Here is a 21,314-nt window from a genome sequence, read left to right as displayed (position 1 = left end):
GCCGTCCCTGCGACATGGCGCAACCACGCCATCACCCGGCACCATCAGGAGATGACCGGACAGCAGTTGGTACGTCGGTGGGCCTGGGTGGGGACGTTCCTGATCGGCGCCGGGCTCTACCTCGCCGTGCTGGCCGTGCTGACCGATACCGGGAACCCGAACCTGTTCCCGACGATGATCCTGCTCGGGGCGCTCGTCGTACCGCTCACGTTCGTGACGTTCGCGGCCGGGCGGTCCGGGCGGTGGCTGATCGACGGGCCGACGCTCGGCGGGTGCCTGCTGTTCGGCGGCGTGGTCGGCGTGGTGGTCGCCGGACTGCTCGAGTACGACGCGATGCGGCGGCTCGGGACGCTGCCGATGGTCGGGGTCGGGCTGATCGAGGAGGCGGCGAAGCTCGTCGTACCGGCGATCCTGGTGATCTTCTTCGGGCACCGGTACCGGACGTCGGTCGGCCGCGGGATCGTGATCGGCGTCGCGGTCGGCACCGGGTTCGCCGTACTCGAGACGATGGGGTACGCGTTCGTCGCGCTGCTGCAGTCGAACGGGAACGTCGGCGCCGCCGAGCAGACGCTGTTCATCCGCGGCCTGCTGTCACCGGCCGGGCACGCGGCCTGGACCGGGCTCGCCTGCTGGGGCCTGTGGCGGTTCGTGATCAAGCCGACCGGTGCGCATTTCGCGGGCTTCGTCGGGATGTACGCGCTGGCCGTGGCGCTGCACACCACCTGGGACGGGATCGGCGGCACGATCACGTACGCCGTCGTCGGCGCGATCTCGATCGGCCTGCTGCTGTACGGGCTGAAGCGGGCCCAGCGGACCGACACCGCCGTCGTGGTCGCCTGACGGGACAGTGACCTGTCAGTACGGTGAGATCGCGGTCGCGAGCCATGGACAACGAGTGCCGGAATGAGTACGGTCCGTAAACGGCGTCCGCCATCACGCCACCCTCGTCGGTGAGGTACTGCCCGCCAGTAGTACCTCGCTGGTGGGTGGGCAGAGCAGGCTGCGGCGGACAGTCGCGGCTTGATGGGGGCCCATCCACCCAGGTGGGGCGATGAACGGGCACTCACCCGTTCACCGCCCCACCGGCTCAAACCTTCATCCGGTGTTCGCGGCGCGGATGTTCGGAAGCCGGACAGGCTGGGCAGACTGACCTCCGTCCGGTCCCCACCCGCCCCTGGGAGTAGCCGTGTCCCGATTGTTCCGTCCGGCGCTGCTCGTCACCGCCGTCCTCGCACTACTCGGCTTCGGCATCACGCCGTCGAACGCCGCCACCACGATCACCGTCGCGACAGCGATCGGCCGCCAGGACAACTCGACGGCGTCCGTCAGCGGGTACGTGGTCGGTCAGCCGACCGCTACCAGCACCGTTGTCCGCAGCAACTTCCCGAACGACTTCGCGCTGGCCCTCGCCGACTCGGCGACCCAGACCAGTACGTCGGCCATGCTCTACGTCCAGATCCCGGCCGCGTTCCGCGCGTCGTACGGACTGCAGAGCAACCCGAGTCTGCTCGGCAAGCAGATCACCGTCACCGGCACGCTGGCGGCGTACTTCTCGCACCCCGGCCTGAAGAACGCGACCGCGTTCAGCGGCGGTGGCGGTACGACGGACCCGCCGGGCGACCCGGGTGACTACTACGCCGGCGCCGAGGGCAAGACCGGTGCCGCGCTGAAGGCCGCGCTGCACACGATCATCTCGAACCAGACCAAGCTCACCTACGACCAGGTCTGGGACGCGCTCGAGGTCACCGACCAGGACCCGAACAACAGCAACAACGTCATCGAGATCTACTCCGGCCGCTCGATCGCGAAGAGCAGCGAGGGCGGCGGCGTCGACGACTGGAACCGCGAGCACGTCTGGGCCAAGTCCCACGGCGACTTCGGTACGGCGACCGGCCCGGGCACCGACGTCCACCACCTCCGCCCCGAGGACGTCTCGGTGAACTCGGCCCGCGGCAACCTCGACTTCGACAACGGCGGTACGGCGGTGGCGCAGTGCTCCGGCTGTACGGCGGACTCGGACTCGTTCGCCCCGCGGGCGGCGGCCCGTGGTGATGTCGCCCGGATGATCTTCTACATGGCCGTCCGGTACGAGGGCGGCGACGGGTTCCCGAACCTCGAGGTGAACAACTCGGTCGGCAACGGCACCGCGCCGTACATCGGCAAGCTCTCGGTGCTGAAGGCGTGGGCGGCGGCCGACCCGCCGGACGCGTTCGAGAAGAACCGCAACGAGGTCATCTACAGCCAGTTCCAGCACAACCGGAACCCGTTCATCGACCACCCGGAGTGGATCAGCTCGATCTGGCCGAACTAGGACTGCCGGTTGATCTGCACGTTCTCCCGCCTGGGCCCGCCCTGACCGAGGGCGGGCCGGGCCTCGGGTGAACCCGACTCGACCTGTCCGGTGATGACCTGCGGACGGGCGATGCCGGACTGTGCGGCGGCGAAGCCGAGGCGGGTCTGCACCCAGTCCTGGAAGCCGGGGTCGGCGACCCGGATGTAGTAGCCGGTGCGGGTCAGCAGTCCGCGCGAGATCAGCTTGTGGGACGCCTCGTCGAGGTTCCACCGCCCGGGACCGGGCGGCTCGGACCGGGACGGGATCACCATCCCGTTCGAGCCCTGCACGGAGGTCTTCGCCAGCAGTTCCTTCTCGTCGGGCGAGCAGTTGTACCAGGCGGCGTCGTACAGCGCGCGCGACTGGGCGTTCAGGCGTGCGGTCGCGGTCGCGGCGACGTCGGCGGTGATGCCCTGACCCTGGTCGGTGAGCTCGAGCGCCGCGGCGGCCAGGGTGCGCAGCCGGGTCGGGTTGCCGTTCGCGGCCGCGACCAGGCTGTCGACGGCCTCCGGCTGGTACCTGACCCCGGCCCGGTCGAGCGGCACGGTCAGCGCATCCCGCAACTCGTCCGAGTGGATCGGCTGCAGCCGGCGTACGTCGAACTTGCCGGCCTTCTTGGTCTCCGTGCCGGCGTGCCCACCCGATGCCTCGAGCAACCGGCTGGTCGCCTCCTCGCCGCCGGCGGCGATCAGGAACATCGGATGACGTACTTCCTTCAGGTGTGCCGACAGCGAGGTCAGGACGTACAGGTCCTCCTTCGACGCAGCGTCCAGGTTGTCGACCATCACCAGGATCGGCGTCCGCTTCGGATGCGCCATCTTGCCGAGGTGTTCGGCGACCTCGTTCAGCGTGGTGCCGACCGAGTCCTTCTTGACGCCTTCCACCGTGCTCTTGTGGATACCGACCTTCGGACCGGGCGCGAGCCCGAACCGGAGCTGGTTGGTCTTCATCAGGTTCGCGGTCCGGACCGCCATCCGGTTCAGCAGCTGCTTCAGCTCCCGCACCTCGCCGGCCGGATACTGCTTCTTGATGGCGTCCATCTCACCCTGGACGGCGCGGATGAAACGAGCCTCGAGCCCTTCCCGCCGGGAGGCGTCCAGCTGGATCGCGATCCAGCCCTCCGCGTCGGCCATCGCCTTGGTCCGGGTGAGCTCATGGCTGGTGCCGGTCCCGGGCGCGCCGGTGAACAGCAGCGACGTACCTGTCGGTCCCCGGTCCTCGAGCGATATCGGCCGGCCCTGCGTGTCCATCCGCTTGACCTCGCGGACGAGCTGACCCGACGTACCGAAGACCTGGTTGACCAACGCCTTGTCACCGGTCACGTGCACCGGCGCGAGCGCCACGTCGCCGCGGGAGACGGCCGGTCCGCTGGTCAGCTCGGGGACCGGATCCGGTGTCTGCCCGACGTAGTCGTTGACCCAGTCCCGGAATCCCTCGTCGGGGATCGTGACGAGGCCGTCGCCGTGCTCGCGGAGCATGCCGCGGGCAACGAGTTGCTGGCGGGCCTGGTCGATCTCCTGCCACTTGCCGGGGCCGGCGGCCTGCGTCACGGCCGGCATGTACACGCTGTTCGGCCCCTGGGACGCGACCAGCACGAGCAGATCCTTCTGCGCGTGCGTGGTGCTCTTCTGGTTCCAGTGGTCCTGGTACGTCTCGGCCGCGTCGGCGTTGACGTGGGCGATCGCCGTCTGGACGGAGTCGACCGTGATCCCGGCCTGCTGGTCCTGGTACGCGATCGCGGCCTGGCTCAGTGACCGCAGCCGGGACGGATCGCCGTTCGCCGACGCGACCAATCGGTCGATGGCGTCCGGCTCGTACGGGATCCGGTGGTCCTGCAGCGGCAGGGTCAGGGCCTTCCAGACCTCGTCGTCGGGCAGCGGTCCGAGCTCGCGGACGTCGAACTGGTTGCTGATCGTGGTGGCGATACCGGACATCCGCCGGGAGGCGTTCATCAGCGACCAGGTCGACCGCGCGCCGCCGGCCGCGACCAGCCAGACCGGGAGGTCCATGTCCTCGATGTGGATCGCCAGTTCGTTCAGCCCGGCCTGGTCGTTCTCCAGTGCCTGGTCGATCCCGTCCACCAGCAGCAGGATCGGCCGGCCGTTCTCACCGGTCAGCTTCCCGAGTTCGTCGGCGAAGTCGTTCAGCGTCGTACCGAGTTCGCTGTACGCCGTGGTGTCGCGCTCCATCTTCCCGACGTACTCCATCGGGAACGGGCCGCCGCCGAAGCGCAGCTCGAAGCCGAGCCGTTTGTTGCCGCCGCTGCGGGTCAGCTGGCCGACCGTGTTGTCCAGCTTGCGCACCGCGCGGCGGTTGAACCGTTTGCGCAGCTCGTCGATGCTCGACCGGATCGCGATCGTGAGCTGGTGCTCCAGCGGCGCGTTCGCGGAGGCGTTGATCCGGATCGTGGACCAGCCGTTCTCCTCGGCCAGGTCCTCCGCGCGGTAGAGCTCGGAGGTCTTGCCCATGCCGGGCGGCCCGGTGAAGAGGATCGCCTGACTCTCCGGCAGATCCTTGCTGAGCGAGATCGGATTGCCGACCTTGTCGGTTCGGATGACCGAGTACGCCGGGTACCGATCGCTGCCGAAGACCGAGCTCATTGGACCAGGGTGCGGACCGTAGCCGTACCCGACACAGTCTGTACATGACTGCGCGGTTAACAATCGCCTCCCGGCAGTTGAATCAGGCCACTATCTGACGGCCGGGCAACCGGTCTACACGCGGCGGCCCGATCGAGCAGTCCTGAGCCGCAGGGCTTGGAAGCGACCTGTACCGCTGTCACGCTCAGTTGCATGCGAATCAAACCGGTAATGGCCGCGCTCGCGACAGCGTCCCTGGGTGCGCTGTTGCTCGGTGCGGTTCCGACCGCGGCGCAGGCCGCCCCGGACCCGAACCTGACGATCACCCAGGTCACCCTCGACCGTACGTCGGTCGCGGTGTCCGGCCTGAACACGTACCCGATCAACGTGACCGTCAAGGGCGGATTCAACTCGAGCGAGCCCGGGGACCAGGGCCTCGTGCTGAACGTGATCCTGAAGCGCACCGGCGGCACCGGGGGACGCGGCGACATCGTCTCGGCCGCCCTGAAGCGGACGGCCGGCACGCTTGCCAACGGCACCTGGACCGGGCGGCTCAACGTCGCGTCGACCGCGAACGGCACGTTCAAGGTCACCGGCGTGATGGTCGGTCCGTACGGTGGTCCTGTCTTCGGCGGCACGCCGTACGACCCGACGCCGTACGCGGGCCAGACGATCACGGTCAAGGGCACGAACCAGCCGCGGATCACCGCGGCGGTGAACCCGCGGATCGTGCCGTTCGGCAAGCCGTACACGATCACCTGGGCGGTCACGAACACGGCGACCGGGAAGCCGTACGGCTCCCGGATCCCGATCGGCCTCGGCGTCGACACTCCCTGTGCCGAGGGCGGCAGCCCGGTGTACAAGACCGGCACGAACGGCGCGATCACCAAGGCGTACACCGCGAGCGACGCCGGCGCGCTGAACTGTGCGCACATCTACACCGACCCGTACTACATCGTCGCCCAGGGCCTGTTCCCGGCGCGGCCGACGGTCATCGCCGCCGTCCCGTCGAAGGCGAGCGCGAAGGTCGGCACGATCGTCCCGGTCAACGGTTCGGTCGCGAACTGGATCGGGTCCTGCCCGGTGCAGCTGCAGCGGCTGTACGGCCGGACGCAGTGGCGGACGGTCAGCACCGGCACGGTCCGGCAGTCCGGCCGGTTCACGCTCAACGCGCAACCGCCGTACAAGGGTCTGATTCCGTACCGCGCCTACTTCCCCGCATGCCAGCCGTACGTCGCGGCTGTCTCCAAGACGTTCACGATCAAGGGGCTCTGACCATGAAGGCTCGAATCCTTACTGCGCTGGTGGTCCTGGGGCTCGGGGCGGTGCCGCTCAGCGCCCAGGCCAGCCCGGACCCGAACCTGAAGATCGACGCGGTGGCGATCAACCAGACCGCCGCCGCGGCCAGCGGCCTCAACACCGCCAAGGTCACGGTCACGGTGACCGGGAAGTTCACCGATGCGGAGGACTCGAAGACTCCGGTACTCGTCATCCTCCAACGCACCGGCGGCTCCGGCTCGGCGACGTCGCTGATCTCGACCAGCCTGCCGCGGCTTGCGAACGGGACCTGGAGCGGTCCGCTGTACGTGCCCTCGACGGCCAACGGCACCTTCAAGGTGACCGGCGTGATCCACGGCCCGTTCTTCCCCGGCAGCGGTGACATGACCGACCCGACGCCGTTCAGCGGCCCGTCGCTCGCGGTCATCGGTACGCATGTGCCGCGGATCAGCGCGTCGGTGATCCCGAAGGTGGTGCCGTTCGGCAAGCCGTACTCGATCAAGTGGGCGGTCATCGACTCGCAGACCGGCAGGCCGTACGGCAGTCGGTTGCGGGTGGTGCTCGGCAACGACAACACCTGCGCCGAGTACATCGGCCCGGGCTACTCGAACCTCACCGACACCGCCGGCACGGTCACCAAGTCGTACCCGGCCTCGCTCGCCGACTACGTCAACTGCCTGCTGCTGCCCGGCAACCCGTCCTCGAACGGCGGACTCGGGCTCGTCGTGGCGCGGCCGGGTGTCGTCTCCGCGACGCCGTCGAAGACCAGCGCGAAGGTCGGCACGATCGTCCTGGTGAACGGCGTGGTCGCCGGTGCGCCGTCGAGTTGCAAGGTGTACCTGCAGCGGCTGTACGGCGCGACGCAGTGGAAGACCGTCAGCCCGGCCGGCGCGATCCGCTCGTACAGCGGGAAGTTCGTGCTGAACGCGCAACCGGCGTACAAGGGCCTGATCCCGTACCGGGTCTACTTCCCGCTTTGCTACAACTACCAGGCCGGCGTCAGCAAGGTCTTCTACATCCGCGGGACCTGAGCGGTTCGGGCGGGTGGGTTAGGCTTACTTAGGTAGGCCTAACTTATCCGCCCGAGAGGACCGTGGTCGCGTGACCAGCCCCGCACCCCGCCGTAACCGCGTCTGCAAGCGCGCCGTCGTACTCCGGACCGAGCGGATCACTCCGCACATGATCCGGGTCGTGCTCACCTCCGACGACTTCGCCGACAACGGCTTCAGCGACCACTACGTGAAGCTGCTGTTCTGCAAGGACGGCGTCGAGTACCCCGAGCCGCTGGACCTGGGTGTGGTGCGCGAGACGTACCCGGCCGAGCACTGGCCGACGATGCGGACCTACACCGTCCGCAGCTGGGACGAGGCGTCCCGCGAACTCGCCATCGACTTCGTCCACCACGGCGACGAGGGTGTCGCGGGTCCGTGGGCCGCGGCCGCGCAGCCGGGTGACGTGGTCTGGTTCAACGGTCCGGGCGGTGCGTACTCGCCGGACGAGGCGGCCGACTGGCATCTGCTCGTCGGCGACGAGAGCGCGCTGCCGGCGATCGGCTCCGCGGTCGAGCAATTGCCGGCCGGGGCGCGGGCGACGGTCCTGATCGAGGTGGGCGACGAGTCCGAGGAGCAGAAGTTCGGCGGCTCGGGTGACGTCGACGTCCGTTGGTTCCACCGGTCGACCGCATCCGGTGAGCGTGGTGACGGTCTGGTCGAGGCCGTCGAGGCGCTCGACTTCCCGGACGGTACGCCGCACATCTTCGTGCACGGCGAGGCCGGCTTCGTCCTCCGCATCCGCAAGAACCTGTACCAGGACCGCGGCCTGGCCCGCGACCGCGTCTCCCTGTCCGGCTACTGGCGTCTCGGCAAGAACGAGGACGGCTGGCAGGCCGAGAAGGCCGAGACCGCCAAGCAGGAACGGACCTAGTTCTCGCGGCGTTCGGTCAGTACGTCGATCAGCGTGCCGGCCTGGTTCGTCGGGAGGACCCAGTCCTCGCCGTTCGCCTGCAGGATGACGGCCGGGCCCTCGCTGGCGACCGCGTGCGTCACGGCGATGGGGAACTTGAGGCGTTCCGCCCCTGACAGCGAGAACTCGTACGTGCCGGTGATCCCGGTCAGCGGGTAGGTGCGGAACTGGTGCTCCGAGCGCGGGATCGGGTGCGACTGGATCGTGACCGAGTCCGCGCCGACCAGGACAGCCGCGAGCGGGATGCCACGAAGCCGGAACACGAGCTCGTACGGCGTACTCGCGAGCTCGGGCACGAACGGCACCAACAGGGCGCGGTCGGCTGCCCGGGCAAGCACCAGACCGGCGACGATCCCGATAATGAGACCCGGCAGCGCGAGGATCGCCGGCCACCACACCCCGACCGCGAGCGGGAACAGCGTCACCATCAGGCCCGCGAGACCGCCGTACAGGCCGGCGACTCCCAGCCACCAGCGCGGCTGGTAGCGATGCCGCCGCCGCAGTACGAACCCCACCACCAGCATCGCCAGCGGTACGACGCAGCCGATCCAGGCGAGCGCGGACCCGGTCGACGCGATCAACGCCACGACCACCAGCAGCAGCACCGGGATACCCAGGTAGATGACTGCGACCAACCGCTGAACCCGCCGATGCCTGCTCTCCACGGGAAAACCCAAGCACATCCGGGCCGAACGACCTACTGTGCCGAGGGTGATCGAGATTCCCTGGAAGCTGATCCGGAATCACAGCGAGAAGTCGCCCGAGTGGCTGGCGAGTCTCCCGGCCGCCCTCGATCGGTACGTCGACGAGTGGCAGCTGACCGTGTCCGGCGAGCTGATGAGCGGCGAGGCGTCGCTGATCGCGCCCGTCGTGCGCCGCGACGGCACCCCGGCCATGCTCAAGCTGCAGTCGGTGAACGACGAGAGCGAGAGCGAGGCGCTGGCGCTCCGGACCTGGAACCACGACGACGTTGTGGAGGTGTACGAGGACGACCCCGAGACGTCGACCCTGTTGCTCGAACGCCTCGAGCCGCACACCCTCGAAGAGCTGCCGGACCACGTCGAGGCAACCCGGATCCTCGCCGAGCTGCTGACCCACCTGATGGTCGTCCCCGCGCCGCCCGGCATCCGGCAATTGAGCGACATCGCCGGGCAGATGCTCGAGGACGCGCCGGCGATCATCCCGCTGCTGGTCGATCCGGCCGAGCGCGCGCTGACACAGCGCCTCGCCGACCGGGTGCGCGAGGTTCTGCCCGAGTCCGGCGATCGCTTGCTGCACTGGGATCTGCACTACCTGAACGTGATGGCCTCGCAGCGGCAGCCGTGGCTGGTGATCGACCCGAAGCCGCTGGCCGGTGACCCGGCGTTCGAGCTGATGCCGGCGACGTGGAACCGATGGGACGACCTGGTCGCGACCGGCAACCTGGCGCAGGCGATCCGCGACCGGCTCGACGTGATGCTCGACATCACCGGGATCGATCGCGACCGCGCGCTGGCCTGGACCGCCGGCCGGATCCTGCAGAACATCCTGTGGTTCACCGAGGACGGGGACACCCGGATCGAGGCCGAACTCAAGGCCGTCGTCGATGCCCTCTTCACGTGATTACATAATTACGTGACTACTCCGACGCTGTACGAGTGGGCCGGCGGGCATGACGCGCTACGCCGGCTGACCGAGGTTTTCTACGACAAGGTGCTCGAGGACCCGATCCTCGCACCGGTCTTCGCCCACATGAGCGAGAACCACCGTGAGCACGTGGCGATCTGGCTGGGCGAGGTGTTCCGCGGCCCGAGCCGCTACACCGACGAGTTCGGCGGTTATCCCGCGATGCTCGCGCACCACCTCAACCTCGGGCTCACCGAGGAGCAGCGGTCCCGCTGGGCCGCCCTCATCGCGCAGAGCGCTGATCCGGCCGGTCTGCCCGACGACCCGGAGTTCCGCTCGGCCTTCGTGGCGTACGTCGAGTGGGGCACCCGCATCGCACTCGCCAACTCGCAGCCTGGCGCGACCCCGCCGCCCAAGGCACCGGTGCCGCATTGGGGCTGGGGCGAGGCGCCGCCGTACCAGCCCTGACATGAGTCGGGGGCCTCCCCGTTGGGTAGAGTCCCGGTTCACGTTGTGTCTGCCTGCGGGGATGCGAGGGTTTACCTGTGACCGCTCAGCTCGAATACCCCGACATCCAGGATTCCGACGCCCTGCTGTCCGTCCAGGACCTGTGGAAAGTGTTCGGTCCGAAGGCGCAGCGCGTCCCCCGCCGGCCCGACCTCGCCGCCCTCGACCGGACCGCGCTGTACGCGAAGACCGGATGTACGGCGGCGGTCCGCGACCTGAGCTTCGACGTCGCGCCTGGTGAGGTCTTCGTCGTGATGGGCCTGTCGGGCTCGGGCAAGTCCACGCTGGTCCGCTGCCTCACGCGTTTGATCGAGCCGACCGCAGGCCGCCTGGTCTTCGAGGGTGAGGATCTGCGCGCGGCGGACGAGAAGCGGCTGCGGGCGTTGCGGCGGAGCAAGTTCTCGATGGTCTTCCAGCACTTCGGGTTGCTACCGCACCGCAAGGTGATCGACAACGTCTCGTACGGCCTGGAGATCCGCGGCGAGAGCAAGCCCGACCGGCGCCGGCGCGCGCAGGAGGTCATCGACCTGGTCGGCCTGGCCGGCAACGAGCACCTGTACCCCGAGCAGCTGTCCGGCGGCATGCAGCAGCGGGTCGGTCTCGCGCGGGCGCTCGCCAACGACCCCGACGTACTGCTGTTCGACGAGCCGTTCTCCGCGCTCGATCCGCTGATCCGGCGGGAGATGCAGACCGAGGTGGTGCGGCTGCACCGCGAGGTCGGCAAGACGATGGTGTTCATCACCCACGACCTGTCCGAGGCGCTCAAGCTGGGTGACCGGATCCTGCTGATGCGCGACGGCGCTGCGGTCCAGCTCGGCACCGGCGACGAGCTGGTCGGGGCGCCGGCCGACGACTACGTGCGCCAGTTCGTCCGCGACGTACAACGGGCCGACGTACTCACGCTGCGCTGGATCGTTCGCGAGCCTCGGCCGGACGAGCCGCTGGACGGGCCGGAGCTCGGACCGGACGTGCTGGTCCGGGAGGCGACCCGGCTCGTGCTCGAGTCCGATCGCCCGGTCAAGGTCGTCGACGGCGGCACGCTGCTCGGGGTGATCGGCGACGAGGAGATCCTCGCCGTCGTCGCGGACACGAACTGATGGCATCCATCACCGGCTCCGTCGAGATCGAGGTACGACGGCCCCGCCGCAGCGTGGTCGTCGGCGTACTGCTCGTCGCCTGGGTCGCGCTGTACTTCGTCCTGCGCGGTATCGACACGCTCGTCCTCGGCGGCCAGGAGACGACCGCGCTGCACCGCTGGCTGACCGAGCACCGCGACGACGTCGGCCAGGGCAACGTCCTGTTCGACGCGATCCGGATCGCCGTCGACCACTTCGTCGTACTGCTGCAGAACCTCATCTCGCAGCCGTCGTTCGACCGACCGGTCCCGGTGATCGGGTGGCTCGGCGTGATCGCGATCTCGGCGTACTGCGCCTGGGCGTTCGGCAACTGGAAGGTCGCGGTCCTGACCGCCGCCGGGCTGGGCTTCGTGGGGGTGCAGGGGTTGTGGCAGGAGAGCATGGACACGCTCTCGCTGACGATCGCGGCCGTCCTGCTGTCGCTGCTGGTGGCGATCCCGCTCGGGATCTGGGCCGGGTTGTCGGACCGCGCGTTCAAGGTCGCCACGTTGGTGCTCGACCTGATGCAGACGCTGCCGACGTTCGTGTACCTCGCGCCGCTCACGCTGTTCTTCGCGATCGGGCCGGCCGCGGCCACGATCGCCACGCTGATCTACGCGGCGCCGCCCGCCGTACGGCTGACCGCGCACGCGATCCGCTCGGTGCCGCCGGAGAGCGTCGAGGCGGCCCGCTCGCTCGGCTCGACCCGTGGGCAGACGCTGACCAAGGTGCTGCTGCCGATGTCGCGGTCGACCGTTGTCGTCGGCATCAACCAGACGATCATGGCCGCGCTCTCGATGGTGACCGTCGCCGCGCTGATCGACGCACCCGGTCTCGGTCAGACCGTGCTGAAGGCGCTGCAGACCCTCGACGTCGGCGTCGCGTTCAACGCCGGGCTCGCGATCGTCGTGATCGCGATCGTGCTCGACCGCGTGACCACCGCGGCCGGTGACCGGCCCTGGCGTACGGCGAACCGCCGCCGCCGGGTCCTCCTCGCCGTCGGAGCAGTGGGTGTGCTGGTGGCGGTGTGGTTCTCGCGGACCTACGTATGGGCTGCCGAGTTCCCGACCGAGGTCAGTGTGGGCAGCCGGATCGCGTCGGTGACCGCGGACGTGACGACGTGGATCCAGGACGTCTTCGGTGGGTTCACGTACGGCGTCCGCGACGCGGTCACGAACGGTCTGCTCAACCCGCTCGAGGGCCTGCTGACGGGATCGCCGTGGTGGCTCGTCACAGTGGTTGTCGTGGCGCTGGCGTTTGTACTCGGCGGCTGGCGGGGCGCGGTGCCGGCGGCGGTGTGCCTGGGCCTGCTGGTGGCGACCGGGGTGTGGCACGACAGCATGGTCACGCTGGCATCGACGTTGCTCGCCACCGTCGTGGTCGTCGCCGTCGGACTTGCGCTCGGAGTATGGGCCGGGCGCAACCGACGGGTCGACACCTGGATCCGGCCGGTACTGGACGCGGGGCAGACGATGCCGCCGTTCGTGTACCTGGTGCCGTTCCTGGCGTTGTTCGGGACCAGCCGGTTCACCGCGATCGCGGCCGCGGTGGTGTTCGCCGTACCGGTGACCACCAAGATCGTTGCCGACGGCATCAAAGCGGTGCCGGTCGCGACGGTCGAGGCGGCGAACTCGGTCGGGTCGAGCGGCTGGCAGGTGATCAGCAAGGTGCAGCTGCCGGTGGCGCGGCGGGCGATCACGCTCGCGGTCAACCAGGGCCTGATCTACGTGCTCTCGATGGTCGTCGTCGGCGGACTGGTCGGTGCGGGCGCCCTCGGGTACGACGTGGCGGCGGGCTTCGCGCAGTCCGAGTTGTACGGCAAGGGCCTGGCGGCAGGGCTGGCGATCGTCCTGCTGGGCGTGATGCTCGACCGGATCACCCAGGCGGCGGCTCGCCGTACCCAGAATTTCCAAAGTAGAGGAGACAAGCGGTGAAGAAGCTCCGGTACGCCGGTGTGCTGACGGCGGTCGCGCTCGCGCTGGCGGGGTGCGGTGGAGAGAAGGTCGGGGCGGACAAGCCGGCCGCCGCGGGGAAGGACTGCGGCACGTTCAACCTGACCGTGAGCCCGTGGGTCGGGTACGAGGCGAACGCCGCGGTGGTCTCCTACGTGGCGACCAAGGATCTCGGCTGCAAGGTGGTGGAGAAGAACCTCAAGGAGGAGATCGCCTGGCAGGGCTTCTCCACCGGCGAGGTCGACGTGAACCTGGAGAACTGGGGACACGAGGACCTGAAGAAGAAGTACATCACCGACGACAAGGTTGCGGTCGAGGCCGGATCCACCGGGGTCAAGGGCATCATCGGGTGGTACGTGCCGCCGTGGATGGCCGCGAAGTACCCGGACATCACCGACTACAAGAACCTGAACAAGTACGCGGCGCTTTTCAAGACGTCGGAGTCCGGCGGCAAGGGGCAGCTGCTCGACGGCGATCCGTCGTACGTAACGAACGACGAGGCGCTGGTGAAGAACCTGTCGCTGAACTACAAGGTCGTGCAGAGCGGCAGCGAGACCGCGCTGATCCAGGCCTTCCGGGACGCGGAGAAGAACAAGAAGCCGCTGCTCGCGTACTTCTACGAGCCGCAGTGGTTCTTCAACGAGGTCAAGCTGGTCAAGATCAACCTGCCCGCGTACAAGACCGGCTGCGACGCCGATCCGGCCAAGGTCGCCTGCGACTACCCGCCGTACGACCTGGACAAGATCGTCTCGAAGAAGTTCGCCGACTCCGGCAGCCCGGCCTACGACCTGGTGAAGAACTTCAAGTGGACCAACGAGGACCAGAACGCGGTGGCCCGGATGATCGCCGTGGACAAGCTGACCCCGGACCAGGCGGCGCAGAAGTGGGTGGACCAGAACAAGGCGACGGTGGACGGCTGGCTCGGCAAGTAGCTCTGAAGTGGGCTTGAGCTTGTTCACACGGGCCCGGGGCAACTATCACGATGTGACGGAGCAACGCCGATGACACGCCGGAAATCGGACAAAACCGGGTAAGTTCTGTTCATGATCATCGTGACAGCTGCACTGAAGGGCGGGGTCGGAAAGACAACCACGTCGGTGTACTTGGCCGCGCTGGCATCTTCCAACCGTCGTACATCCACTCTGATCGACGCCGATCCGCAGGGCAGCGCGGCGGACTGGATCGCGGAGTCCGAGGACGAACAACTCAACCGGATCGAGATCGCGGAGGCACCGACCGAGCGTCTGCTGAACAAGGCGCTGGACAAGGTGCCGCCGGAAGGTATCGGAATCGTCGACATGCCGCCGTCGCACGAACGCCTGCTGAACAAGGCGCTCGAACGGGCCCGGATCGTGATCATCCCGACCCGCGTCGGCGGCGTCGAGACACCCCGGGTGAAGGCCGTGATGGAACTGGTCCCGGACGGCGTGCCGGCCGGCCTGGTGATCTGCTCGGCGCGCACCTACACCCGGTCGTACCAGGACGCGATGCAGCAGTACGCGCAGGAAGGCATCCCGGTCTGGGGCACGATCCCGGAGCGGGTCTCGATCACCGCCGGACCTACCGGCCCGCTCGCGGCCGACGGCCTCGAGTCGTACAAGAAGGTCTGGCGCAAGATCCTCGCCGCCGCCCGTAGCTGAGCCCAGGGGCACGCTTCAACAGCGTGCCCCTACTCAGTCAGCGATGCAGGGGTGGTTCGCCGCGGACGTACGAGCGGATCACTGTGGCCGCGGCGCCCCGTGCCCAGTCGTCGAAGGTGTGCGAGCGCAGCATCAGCCGGCAGTCGCCCGCGGCGCCGAACGCGTGCTCGGCGAAGGCGCGCCGCATCCGGTCCTCGTACAGGTCGTACTCCGCGACGCCCTCGCCGGCGATCACGACCAGCTCGGGACCGACCAGGTTCACCATCGCGGCCAGCGCGGAGCCGATCACCTCACCGGCCCGGTCGAACGCCTCCCGGGCCTGCTCGTTGCCCTCGTGCGCGAGCTTGATCGCACCCGCCAGGTCCAGGTCCGCCCGGCCGGTCGTCTCGCGGGTCCGGGACAGGATCGCGTCCGACGACGCGACCGTCTCGACACACCCACGGCGGCCGCAGGTGCAGACCAGGTCGCCCGGCGCCAGCGGCAGATGGCCGAGCTCGCCGGAGACGCCGTACGCGCCGGAGACGACCTCGCCGTTGATGTAGAGCCCGCAGCCGATGCCGGAGCCGATCGTCACCACTGCGAACGAGTCCGCGTTGACCCCGACGCCGAACCAGTGCTCGGCGACGGTCAGCGCACGGACGTCGTTCGACACCACGATCGGTACGCGCACCCGCTCGCCGAGCAGCTCCGCGACCGGTACGCCGCGCCAGCCCATGAGCGGCGAGTCCCGCACCACGCCATGCGCCGCGTCGACGTCACCCGATACCGCGATCCCGATCCCGGCCAGCGGGCCGGCCACCGCCGTACCGGACTTGAGTGAGCCGATCAGCGCCTTCACGTGCGCGGCGAGGCGGTCGATCACCACTTCCGGGTCGGTGTCGTCGAGCTCTTCGTGCCGGATGTTCAGGATGCCCGCGGTGAAGTCGGTGGTGACCCCGATCAGGCTCGTGGGCGTCACCTTGACCCCAATCACCGAGACGCTGCTCGGTACGACGGTCAGCGGGCTGACGGGCCGCCCGATACCGAGCTGGCTGTCCGCCTCGACCGGAGCGGCCGCCTGGTCGGTGACGAACCCGGCGTCGATCAGCGGCGCGACTGCCTTCGTCACAGCCGCCTGCGACAGCCCGGTCCGGCGCGCGATCTCCACCCGCGGGATCGGTCCCTGGGTCAGAATCTTGGTCAGCACCTCGACTCCCGCCGGCGTAGCCAGCGGGAGAGGACGATGAGCACGCAGCGGCACGAGAACAACTTACCGGCGCGTCACACCTCCGCGCCGCTTTCTGCCAGTGTTGGTGATGCCAGAGCCCAGCGGATGGTTCTGGTGAGGCCGTCGCCGGCGGCGCGTACGACGGTTCGCTCGGTCAGCGGGACGTACGGGAGCCGGAGCGGCAGCCTGGTCCACCACGGGAGCAGTCCGACCGCAGCGGCCGTGAGTACGCCGTACGCCGGCCGGACCGCCCACGGGACCGGCGGGTGCACCAGCATGAACCGGGCTGCCTGCCGTGCCTCCGTCGTACCGCGTAGCTCGGGCTGGTACTCCTTCATCAGCTCCTGCAGCTCGGCCACTGTCGTCGGCGGGTCGATCACGCCCAGCTTGCGGGCCACGAGTGCGGCGTCCTCGACGTACAGGTCCTGCTCCTCGGCGTCGAGCGGGTGGGCGCCGTACCGCTGGTGGGCGGCGAGGAAGCTGTCCACCTCCGCCACGTGCACCCACTTGAGCAGGTGCGGGTCGGACGCCCGGTACTTCACCCCGTCCGGGCTGGTCCCGCGGACCCGCTCGTGCACCGACCGGACATGCTCGATCGCCTCCTCGGCGTCCGGGATCGCGCCGTACGTCGTGATGGCGAGGAAGTAGCTCGTACGACGCAGCCGGCCCCACGGGTCACCGCGGTACCCGGAGTGCGCCGCCACGGCAGCCATGGCGAGCGGATGGAGGGACTGCAGCAGGAGTGCTCGTAGTCCCCCGGCGAACATCGACGCGTCGCCGTGCACGCGCCGGATCGGACGGTCCGGCGCGAACCAGCGCGGTCCGGGGGTGTTGTGTACCCGGTCGCGCTCAGCGTGCGGATCCGGCCCGGCGACCTTCGTCAGGATCATCCGTGCCAGACCGTCCCGCAGCGGGTCCAGAGGTGTGCCGGTCATACGACCAGTCTCCCCGCAGCTCCAAGCTGCCGCCTACTTGGCGGAGTACTCGCCTTCGAGGAGCGAGTAGAGCAGGGAGTCGCGCCAGTCGCCGTTGGTGAAGACGTGGTCCCTGAGGTGGCCTTCGTAGGTGAAGCCGAGGCGTTTGACGACCGCGATCGAGGCCTCGTTCTCGGGGCCGATCGCGGCGGTGACCCGGTGCCGCCCGAGCTCGCTGAAGGCGAACCGCAGCAGCACCCGGGAGGCGTCCGTCGCGTAGCCGTGACCCCAGTGGTCCGCGCCGATCGCGTACCCGAGCTTGGCGCCCCAGGCGCCGCTCGGTGCGATCCGCGCGAACCCGATCACGTGGTCGTCGTCCGGCCGGGTGACGGCCAGCATGTAGTCGGGGCGGTCCTCCTGACCGGACCGCTGGACGATGCCGGCCAGATTCTGCTCGGCCTTGGCCCGGTCGTAGCTGTCGAACGCCATCCACGTGGTGACGCGATCGTCACCCGCGATGGCCAGGTAATCGTCGAGGTCAGTGGTCCGGAATTCACGCAGTGTAGTCAGTTCGCCGCTAAGCGGGTCCATTCGCGCAGATTACCGGGGATACGACTGCATCGGCGTCCGGGTAAAGGTCTCGATCTCCTCCTGCAGCTCCCTGGCGTCGTCGGCGCGACCCGACTGCCGCAGCGCCTGGTGGACCCGGCGGGCCGAGTGCACTACGCCGTTGATCCGGCGCTCGGTCGGCAGCGTCAGCACCGGAGCGAGCGCGTCCGCCGCGCCGTCCAGCTCGCCGCTCGAGATCCGGGTGATCGCCATCGCGGCGTGGCTGCCGGCGGCGTCGCCGAAGGCCCACTCCGGGTGGTTCTGGTCGGTGTACGCGTCGACTGCCTGGGTGGAGTACCGCTGCGCCTGCTCGACCTCACCAGGCAGCTGGGCGAGCGCGTCGGCGGCGTAGTACAGCTGGCGGTTGCGGCCGAACGTGCACAGCCCGCCCATCTCGTCGAGGTCGTCGTTGTGGACCGAGTTCCAGGCCTCTTCGGCCCGCTCGAGCGCGGCCCGGGTGGCCTCCGGGTTGCCGAGCGCGGCCCAGGCGCGGGCCTCGCTGACCGGCAGCCAGACGCTGGTGGTGCTGTTGGCCTGCTCGGCGTACCCGGCGCCGAGCTGTGCGTACCGCACCGAGTCGTGCGGGTTGCCGGCCCAGTAGGAGACCAGGGACTGCAGGCCGCGCACCCAGGCGCGCAGGCCGTGGTGGTCGGCGTTGTCCGCGCACATGAACGCGGTCCGCGCCTGGGTCAGGGCGGCGTGGGGGTTGCCGAGGTCGTGGGACGCCTTGGCGAGCAGGCCGCCGGTGACGCCGGCCAGGAAGTACAGCTGGCGGTGGTTCTCCGGGCGCTGGCGGCTCTCCAGCAGGCCGAAGACCAGGTCCTGGGTCTCGACCAGCTGGCCGAGGATCTCCGGCAGTGGGCGCTGTGGGTACGCCTGGGCGGCATGGCGCACGTCGTCGTACACCTGTTCCATGGCCTCGCTTCCGAGGCCGGACTGGGCCGCGAGGGCAAATGCCCTCGCGCGGCTGGCAGCCATGTCGAGAACCTCCATCTCGTTACCTGTCGTGATCCGTCCACTCGCGGCAGGTGCCGGCACCACCTGGGCGGCCTGTTCGGCGACGTACGGCGCGAGGAGCTCCTCGACCGGCTTGCCGAACATGCGTTGCAGGGTGCGCCGGGTCTGAGGAGTGGTCCCTGCGCGCTCGCCCGATGCGAGCCGACGCAGGTGCCGCTCGGTGATGGTTCCACCCAGCTCGACGAACTCGGCGACGATCTCGGAGTAGGTCTGGTTCCGGCGCTGGATCAGGTGCGCCAGGACCGTCTTTGGCGCGTACCTACCCGCCATCGTTCCTCCCGTTCACGTCAGTACAGACGTTGTCTCGACTCATGCCCCACGACAAGGTGCTGTCCCCCAGATGTCCGTCAGAGGACCGGAAGAGGTCCGGCAAAGGTCCGGTCCAGGTCCTAGAGCGGTCACGGTGGGCTCGTGCACCATTACTGCCATGACAACCAGTAAGTCCAACTGGTTGCAAGGCCTGAGAGTTACGGGGTGAGAAGTAGTGAGCATCGCGGAAGTGACGGCGAGACAGCACCGGCGCAGAGTTCGGGTCTGGTTCGGCGAGCACGTGATCGCGCAGTACGTCGCGGAGGCGCCCTTGGCGGCCCGCTACGAACAGGCAATGCGGCGCCGTTTTGCCGGCCTGAAGGTCACCAACGACCTGCTCGGGCCACTCGACTCCACCGACTGAAACACCTGTTGTAGCCGCACCACCTTGAGGCGTCCGGGTCCTCCTCAGACCCGGTCCGCTGCGCCCTGAGGTCTCCTCACGCTCAGGGGCAGCTCTTGGAAGGTCCGGGGCATTCCTCAGCTCCCGGACGAAACCCGAGGTGCGGTCCGGAGCACTCCTCAGCTCCGGACCGCACCGCCCTCCCGAACCCGGCTGGGCCTGGCGGTTGAGTTCCCTGTATCGCCGCCGCCCAGCCGTTCCAACCACCTCCTGGCCGACACCTCGGGCCAGGCAGGGACGAGTGTCCTGGGCGGTAGGACACCGGAGGCCCCCGTCACCTCACCGGGAGCCTCCCCCTGAGGTGGCCGGCTCCGAGTGTGACCGCCGCGCCTGGGCGGTCACACTCGGAGCCCCTTAGAGATCCGCCAGGGCGTGCGACCCGGTCGCCGTCAGCTCGTCACCGGTCGGCCACTCGCGCTCGACCAACGGATTCGTCACCGTACCGAGCTCGACCGGGTCCCCCGCTCAGCTGTCGGCCTGCAGGTCGGCGAGGACGCCTTCCGGGTCGTAGAGGATTCGGATCCCGTCGCTGACCACTCGCCGGGTGCCCGGGTCGACGCCGGCCCAGGCGGTCGCGGTGACTCCGAGCTCGATCTCGAGACCGGATGCCCGCGCGATCCGGACCTCGGTCAAGTACGGCCCCCACGGCTGCCGGCGTACGACGGCCACCGCGCCGAAGGCCTCCAGCCAGGTGTCGTCGGCCAGATACTTGTCCGGTACGTCGGTCAGTAGGACGAGGTCCACGTCCGACGTCATCTTCGCGGCATCGCGTGCCCAGGAACCGACCATCGCCATGCCGCGGATCTCCGGCTGACTCTCTGCCCACCGGACCGCGGCGGTCAGTACGTCGTCCACCTCTTGCCGGCGGACCGACGGGTCGGCGACGTAGACCGCGAACGGCGCATCAGGCTGTACGTCGGGCGAGCCCTCGGCCCAGCCTTCCGCGCGGATCTCACCGGCGTACCGCATCCCGAGCCGCTGCATGACCGCCTGGGACGCGGTGTTGACCCGCTCGGTCAAGGCGATCACGGCCTGAGCGCCGAGGGTGCTGAACGCGAAGTCGAGTCCGGCGCGGCCGATCTCGCCGGCGAGCCCACGTCCGCGTGCCGACTCCTTCAGGGCCCAGCCGAGCTCAAGCCGGTCAGCACTCCACTCCGGTCCGACCAGCTCAGCGATGGCCGCAGCGGTCGGTGAGTCGGCCGGGATCCGCGAGAGGCCGCCCCGACCCGCCACCGCGCCGGTCCGCTCATAGGCGATCCACTTGCCGACAGCATCACGCTCCCAGCCCGCATGGAGGTTCGCGACCTGCGCGGCAACTTCCTCCGGCGACCAGTGCGCGTCGTACCAGCGGGCCACCCATGGATCGGCGAATACCTCCGCCAGGTCCGCTGCATGTCCGGGCAGGACCCCGTTTGGTCCGGTGACCGGCTCCAGCCGGAGGCGGGCGGTGAACCTGGTCCGGACCGCGTGCGCAACCAGGTCCCGCAGGCGACGGTCGCCGTCGGTCCGGTTCACCATCAGCAGGTCAAGGTCGTCCGGTCCGGCCCACGCGGACGCGTCGTGCTTGCCGGCTTCGAGACGCGGCTGGGTCAGGTCGCCGTCGACGGTGATGAGGTAGTCGACCTCCCGCCGTACCCGGCCCTCCCATTCCCACTCCCAGTCCGCGACGGTCCAGACGATGTCGCGGACCTTCCAGCCCGTCTCCTCCTCGACCTCACGCGCCAACGCCTGCTCCGGCGTCTCGCCCGGTTCGAGGTGCCCGCCGACGATGTCCCAGATCCCGGGCAGCAACCGGCGCTCCGCCGTACGCCGCTGGAGGTAGACACGATGCTGCTCGTCCCGGATCAGTGCACCAACACAGTCGACCGCACGCATGCGACCAACC

General features: G+C 69.1%; 19 protein-coding genes. 12 read left to right on the top strand and 7 right to left on the bottom strand.

Annotated elements, in window-relative coordinates:
- The first annotated feature begins 51 nt into the window (after positions 1-51).
- Positions 52-840: a PrsW family intramembrane metalloprotease gene (locus tag FDA38_RS21100; RefSeq protein ID WP_137255825.1), complete on the top strand. Its 789-nt coding sequence runs from the start codon at positions 52-54 to the stop codon at positions 838-840.
- Positions 841-1,186: 346 nt separating this feature from the next.
- Positions 1,187-2,311 carry an endonuclease gene (locus FDA38_RS21095; RefSeq protein WP_233714831.1) on the top strand — a complete coding sequence of 375 codons (1,125 nt, stop codon included), beginning with the start codon at positions 1,187-1,189 and terminating at the stop codon, positions 2,309-2,311.
- On the opposite strand, the gene FDA38_RS21090 is transcribed toward FDA38_RS21095, so the two are convergent.
- The gene (locus FDA38_RS21090) at positions 2,308-4,932 is read right to left on the bottom strand and encodes a P-loop NTPase family protein (RefSeq protein ID WP_137255824.1); all 2,625 of its coding nucleotides are present in this window, start codon (positions 4,930-4,932) and stop codon (positions 2,308-2,310) included. The genes FDA38_RS21095 and FDA38_RS21090 overlap by 4 nt on opposite strands.
- Before the next feature lie 192 nt (positions 4,933-5,124).
- Here FDA38_RS21090 and FDA38_RS21085 point away from each other — a divergent pair, with 192 nt between their 5' ends.
- The 3 genes from FDA38_RS21085 (at position 5,125) to FDA38_RS21075 (ending at position 8,112) form a co-directional block, all read left to right on the top strand.
- Complete coding sequence (locus tag FDA38_RS21085) at positions 5,125-6,186, top strand: hypothetical protein (protein WP_137255823.1); 1,062 nt, start codon at positions 5,125-5,127, stop codon at positions 6,184-6,186.
- Positions 6,187-6,188: 2 nt separating this feature from the next.
- Entirely contained in the window at positions 6,189-7,220 is a 1,032-nt protein-coding gene (locus tag FDA38_RS21080) for a hypothetical protein (RefSeq protein WP_137255822.1), read from the top strand.
- Between the two features lie 70 nt (positions 7,221-7,290).
- Positions 7,291-8,112: a siderophore-interacting protein gene (locus FDA38_RS21075; protein WP_137255821.1), complete on the top strand. Its 822-nt coding sequence runs from the start codon at positions 7,291-7,293 to the stop codon at positions 8,110-8,112.
- Here FDA38_RS21075 and FDA38_RS21070 read toward each other — a convergent pair.
- Positions 8,109-8,816: a hypothetical protein gene (locus FDA38_RS21070; RefSeq protein WP_137255820.1), complete on the bottom strand. Its 708-nt coding sequence runs from the start codon at positions 8,814-8,816 to the stop codon at positions 8,109-8,111. The genes FDA38_RS21075 and FDA38_RS21070 overlap by 4 nt on opposite strands.
- Positions 8,817-8,862: 46 nt before the next feature.
- Between FDA38_RS21070 and FDA38_RS21065 the strand changes: the two genes are divergently transcribed.
- The 6 genes from FDA38_RS21065 to FDA38_RS21040 all read left to right on the top strand — a co-directional run bounded on the left by FDA38_RS21065 (position 8,863) and on the right by FDA38_RS21040 (position 14,970).
- Entirely contained in the window at positions 8,863-9,753 is an 891-nt protein-coding gene (locus FDA38_RS21065) for an aminoglycoside phosphotransferase family protein (protein ID WP_233714830.1), read from the top strand.
- 12 nt (positions 9,754-9,765) lie between these two features.
- Positions 9,766-10,224, top strand: coding sequence for a group II truncated hemoglobin (locus tag FDA38_RS21060; RefSeq protein WP_137255818.1), 459 nt, complete (start codon positions 9,766-9,768; stop codon positions 10,222-10,224).
- Positions 10,225-10,301: 77 nt separating this feature from the next.
- Complete coding sequence (locus FDA38_RS21055) at positions 10,302-11,360, top strand: quaternary amine ABC transporter ATP-binding protein (protein ID WP_137255817.1); 1,059 nt, start codon at positions 10,302-10,304, stop codon at positions 11,358-11,360.
- Positions 11,360-13,312, top strand: a complete 1,953-nt coding sequence (locus tag FDA38_RS21050) for an ABC transporter permease subunit (RefSeq protein ID WP_137255816.1) — start codon at positions 11,360-11,362, stop codon at positions 13,310-13,312. The genes FDA38_RS21055 and FDA38_RS21050 overlap by 1 nt, the downstream gene beginning before the upstream one ends.
- Complete coding sequence (locus FDA38_RS21045) at positions 13,309-14,262, top strand: ABC transporter substrate-binding protein (RefSeq protein ID WP_137255815.1); 954 nt, start codon at positions 13,309-13,311, stop codon at positions 14,260-14,262. The genes FDA38_RS21050 and FDA38_RS21045 overlap by 4 nt, the downstream gene beginning before the upstream one ends.
- 111 nt (positions 14,263-14,373) lie before the next feature.
- Positions 14,374-14,970: a ParA family protein gene (locus FDA38_RS21040; protein ID WP_137255814.1), complete on the top strand. Its 597-nt coding sequence runs from the start codon at positions 14,374-14,376 to the stop codon at positions 14,968-14,970.
- A gap of 37 nt (positions 14,971-15,007) precedes the next feature.
- Here FDA38_RS21040 and FDA38_RS21035 read toward each other — a convergent pair whose 3' ends face one another.
- From FDA38_RS21035 to FDA38_RS21020, 4 genes are all read right to left on the bottom strand, one after another.
- Positions 15,008-16,156: an ROK family transcriptional regulator gene (locus FDA38_RS21035; protein ID WP_233714829.1), complete on the bottom strand. Its 1,149-nt coding sequence runs from the start codon at positions 16,154-16,156 to the stop codon at positions 15,008-15,010.
- A 74-nt stretch (positions 16,157-16,230) separates the two neighbouring features.
- The gene (locus tag FDA38_RS21030; RefSeq protein ID WP_137255812.1) at positions 16,231-17,112 is read right to left on the bottom strand and encodes an oxygenase MpaB family protein; all 882 of its coding nucleotides are present in this window, start codon (positions 17,110-17,112) and stop codon (positions 16,231-16,233) included.
- 33 nt (positions 17,113-17,145) lie between these two features.
- Entirely contained in the window at positions 17,146-17,682 is a 537-nt protein-coding gene (locus FDA38_RS21025) for a GNAT family N-acetyltransferase (protein ID WP_137255811.1), read from the bottom strand.
- A 9-nt stretch (positions 17,683-17,691) separates the two neighbouring features.
- The gene (locus FDA38_RS21020) at positions 17,692-18,987 is read right to left on the bottom strand and encodes an XRE family transcriptional regulator (protein ID WP_137255810.1); all 1,296 of its coding nucleotides are present in this window, start codon (positions 18,985-18,987) and stop codon (positions 17,692-17,694) included.
- Positions 18,988-19,201: 214 nt separating this feature from the next.
- Here FDA38_RS21020 and FDA38_RS21015 point away from each other — a divergent pair, with 214 nt between their 5' ends.
- The gene (locus FDA38_RS21015; RefSeq protein ID WP_137255809.1) at positions 19,202-19,390 is read left to right on the top strand and encodes a hypothetical protein; all 189 of its coding nucleotides are present in this window, start codon (positions 19,202-19,204) and stop codon (positions 19,388-19,390) included.
- 504 nt (positions 19,391-19,894) lie between these two features.
- On the opposite strand, the gene FDA38_RS21010 is transcribed toward FDA38_RS21015, so the two are convergent.
- Positions 19,895-21,304: a GNAT family N-acetyltransferase gene (locus tag FDA38_RS21010; RefSeq protein ID WP_170989818.1), complete on the bottom strand. Its 1,410-nt coding sequence runs from the start codon at positions 21,302-21,304 to the stop codon at positions 19,895-19,897.
- Between the last annotated feature and the right edge of the window lie 10 nt (positions 21,305-21,314).

Source organism: Kribbella jiaozuonensis (assembly GCF_005233875.1).
Lineage (GTDB): Bacteria > Actinomycetota > Actinomycetes > Propionibacteriales > Kribbellaceae > Kribbella > Kribbella jiaozuonensis.
This window is presented reverse-complemented; position numbering and strand designations above follow the sequence as displayed.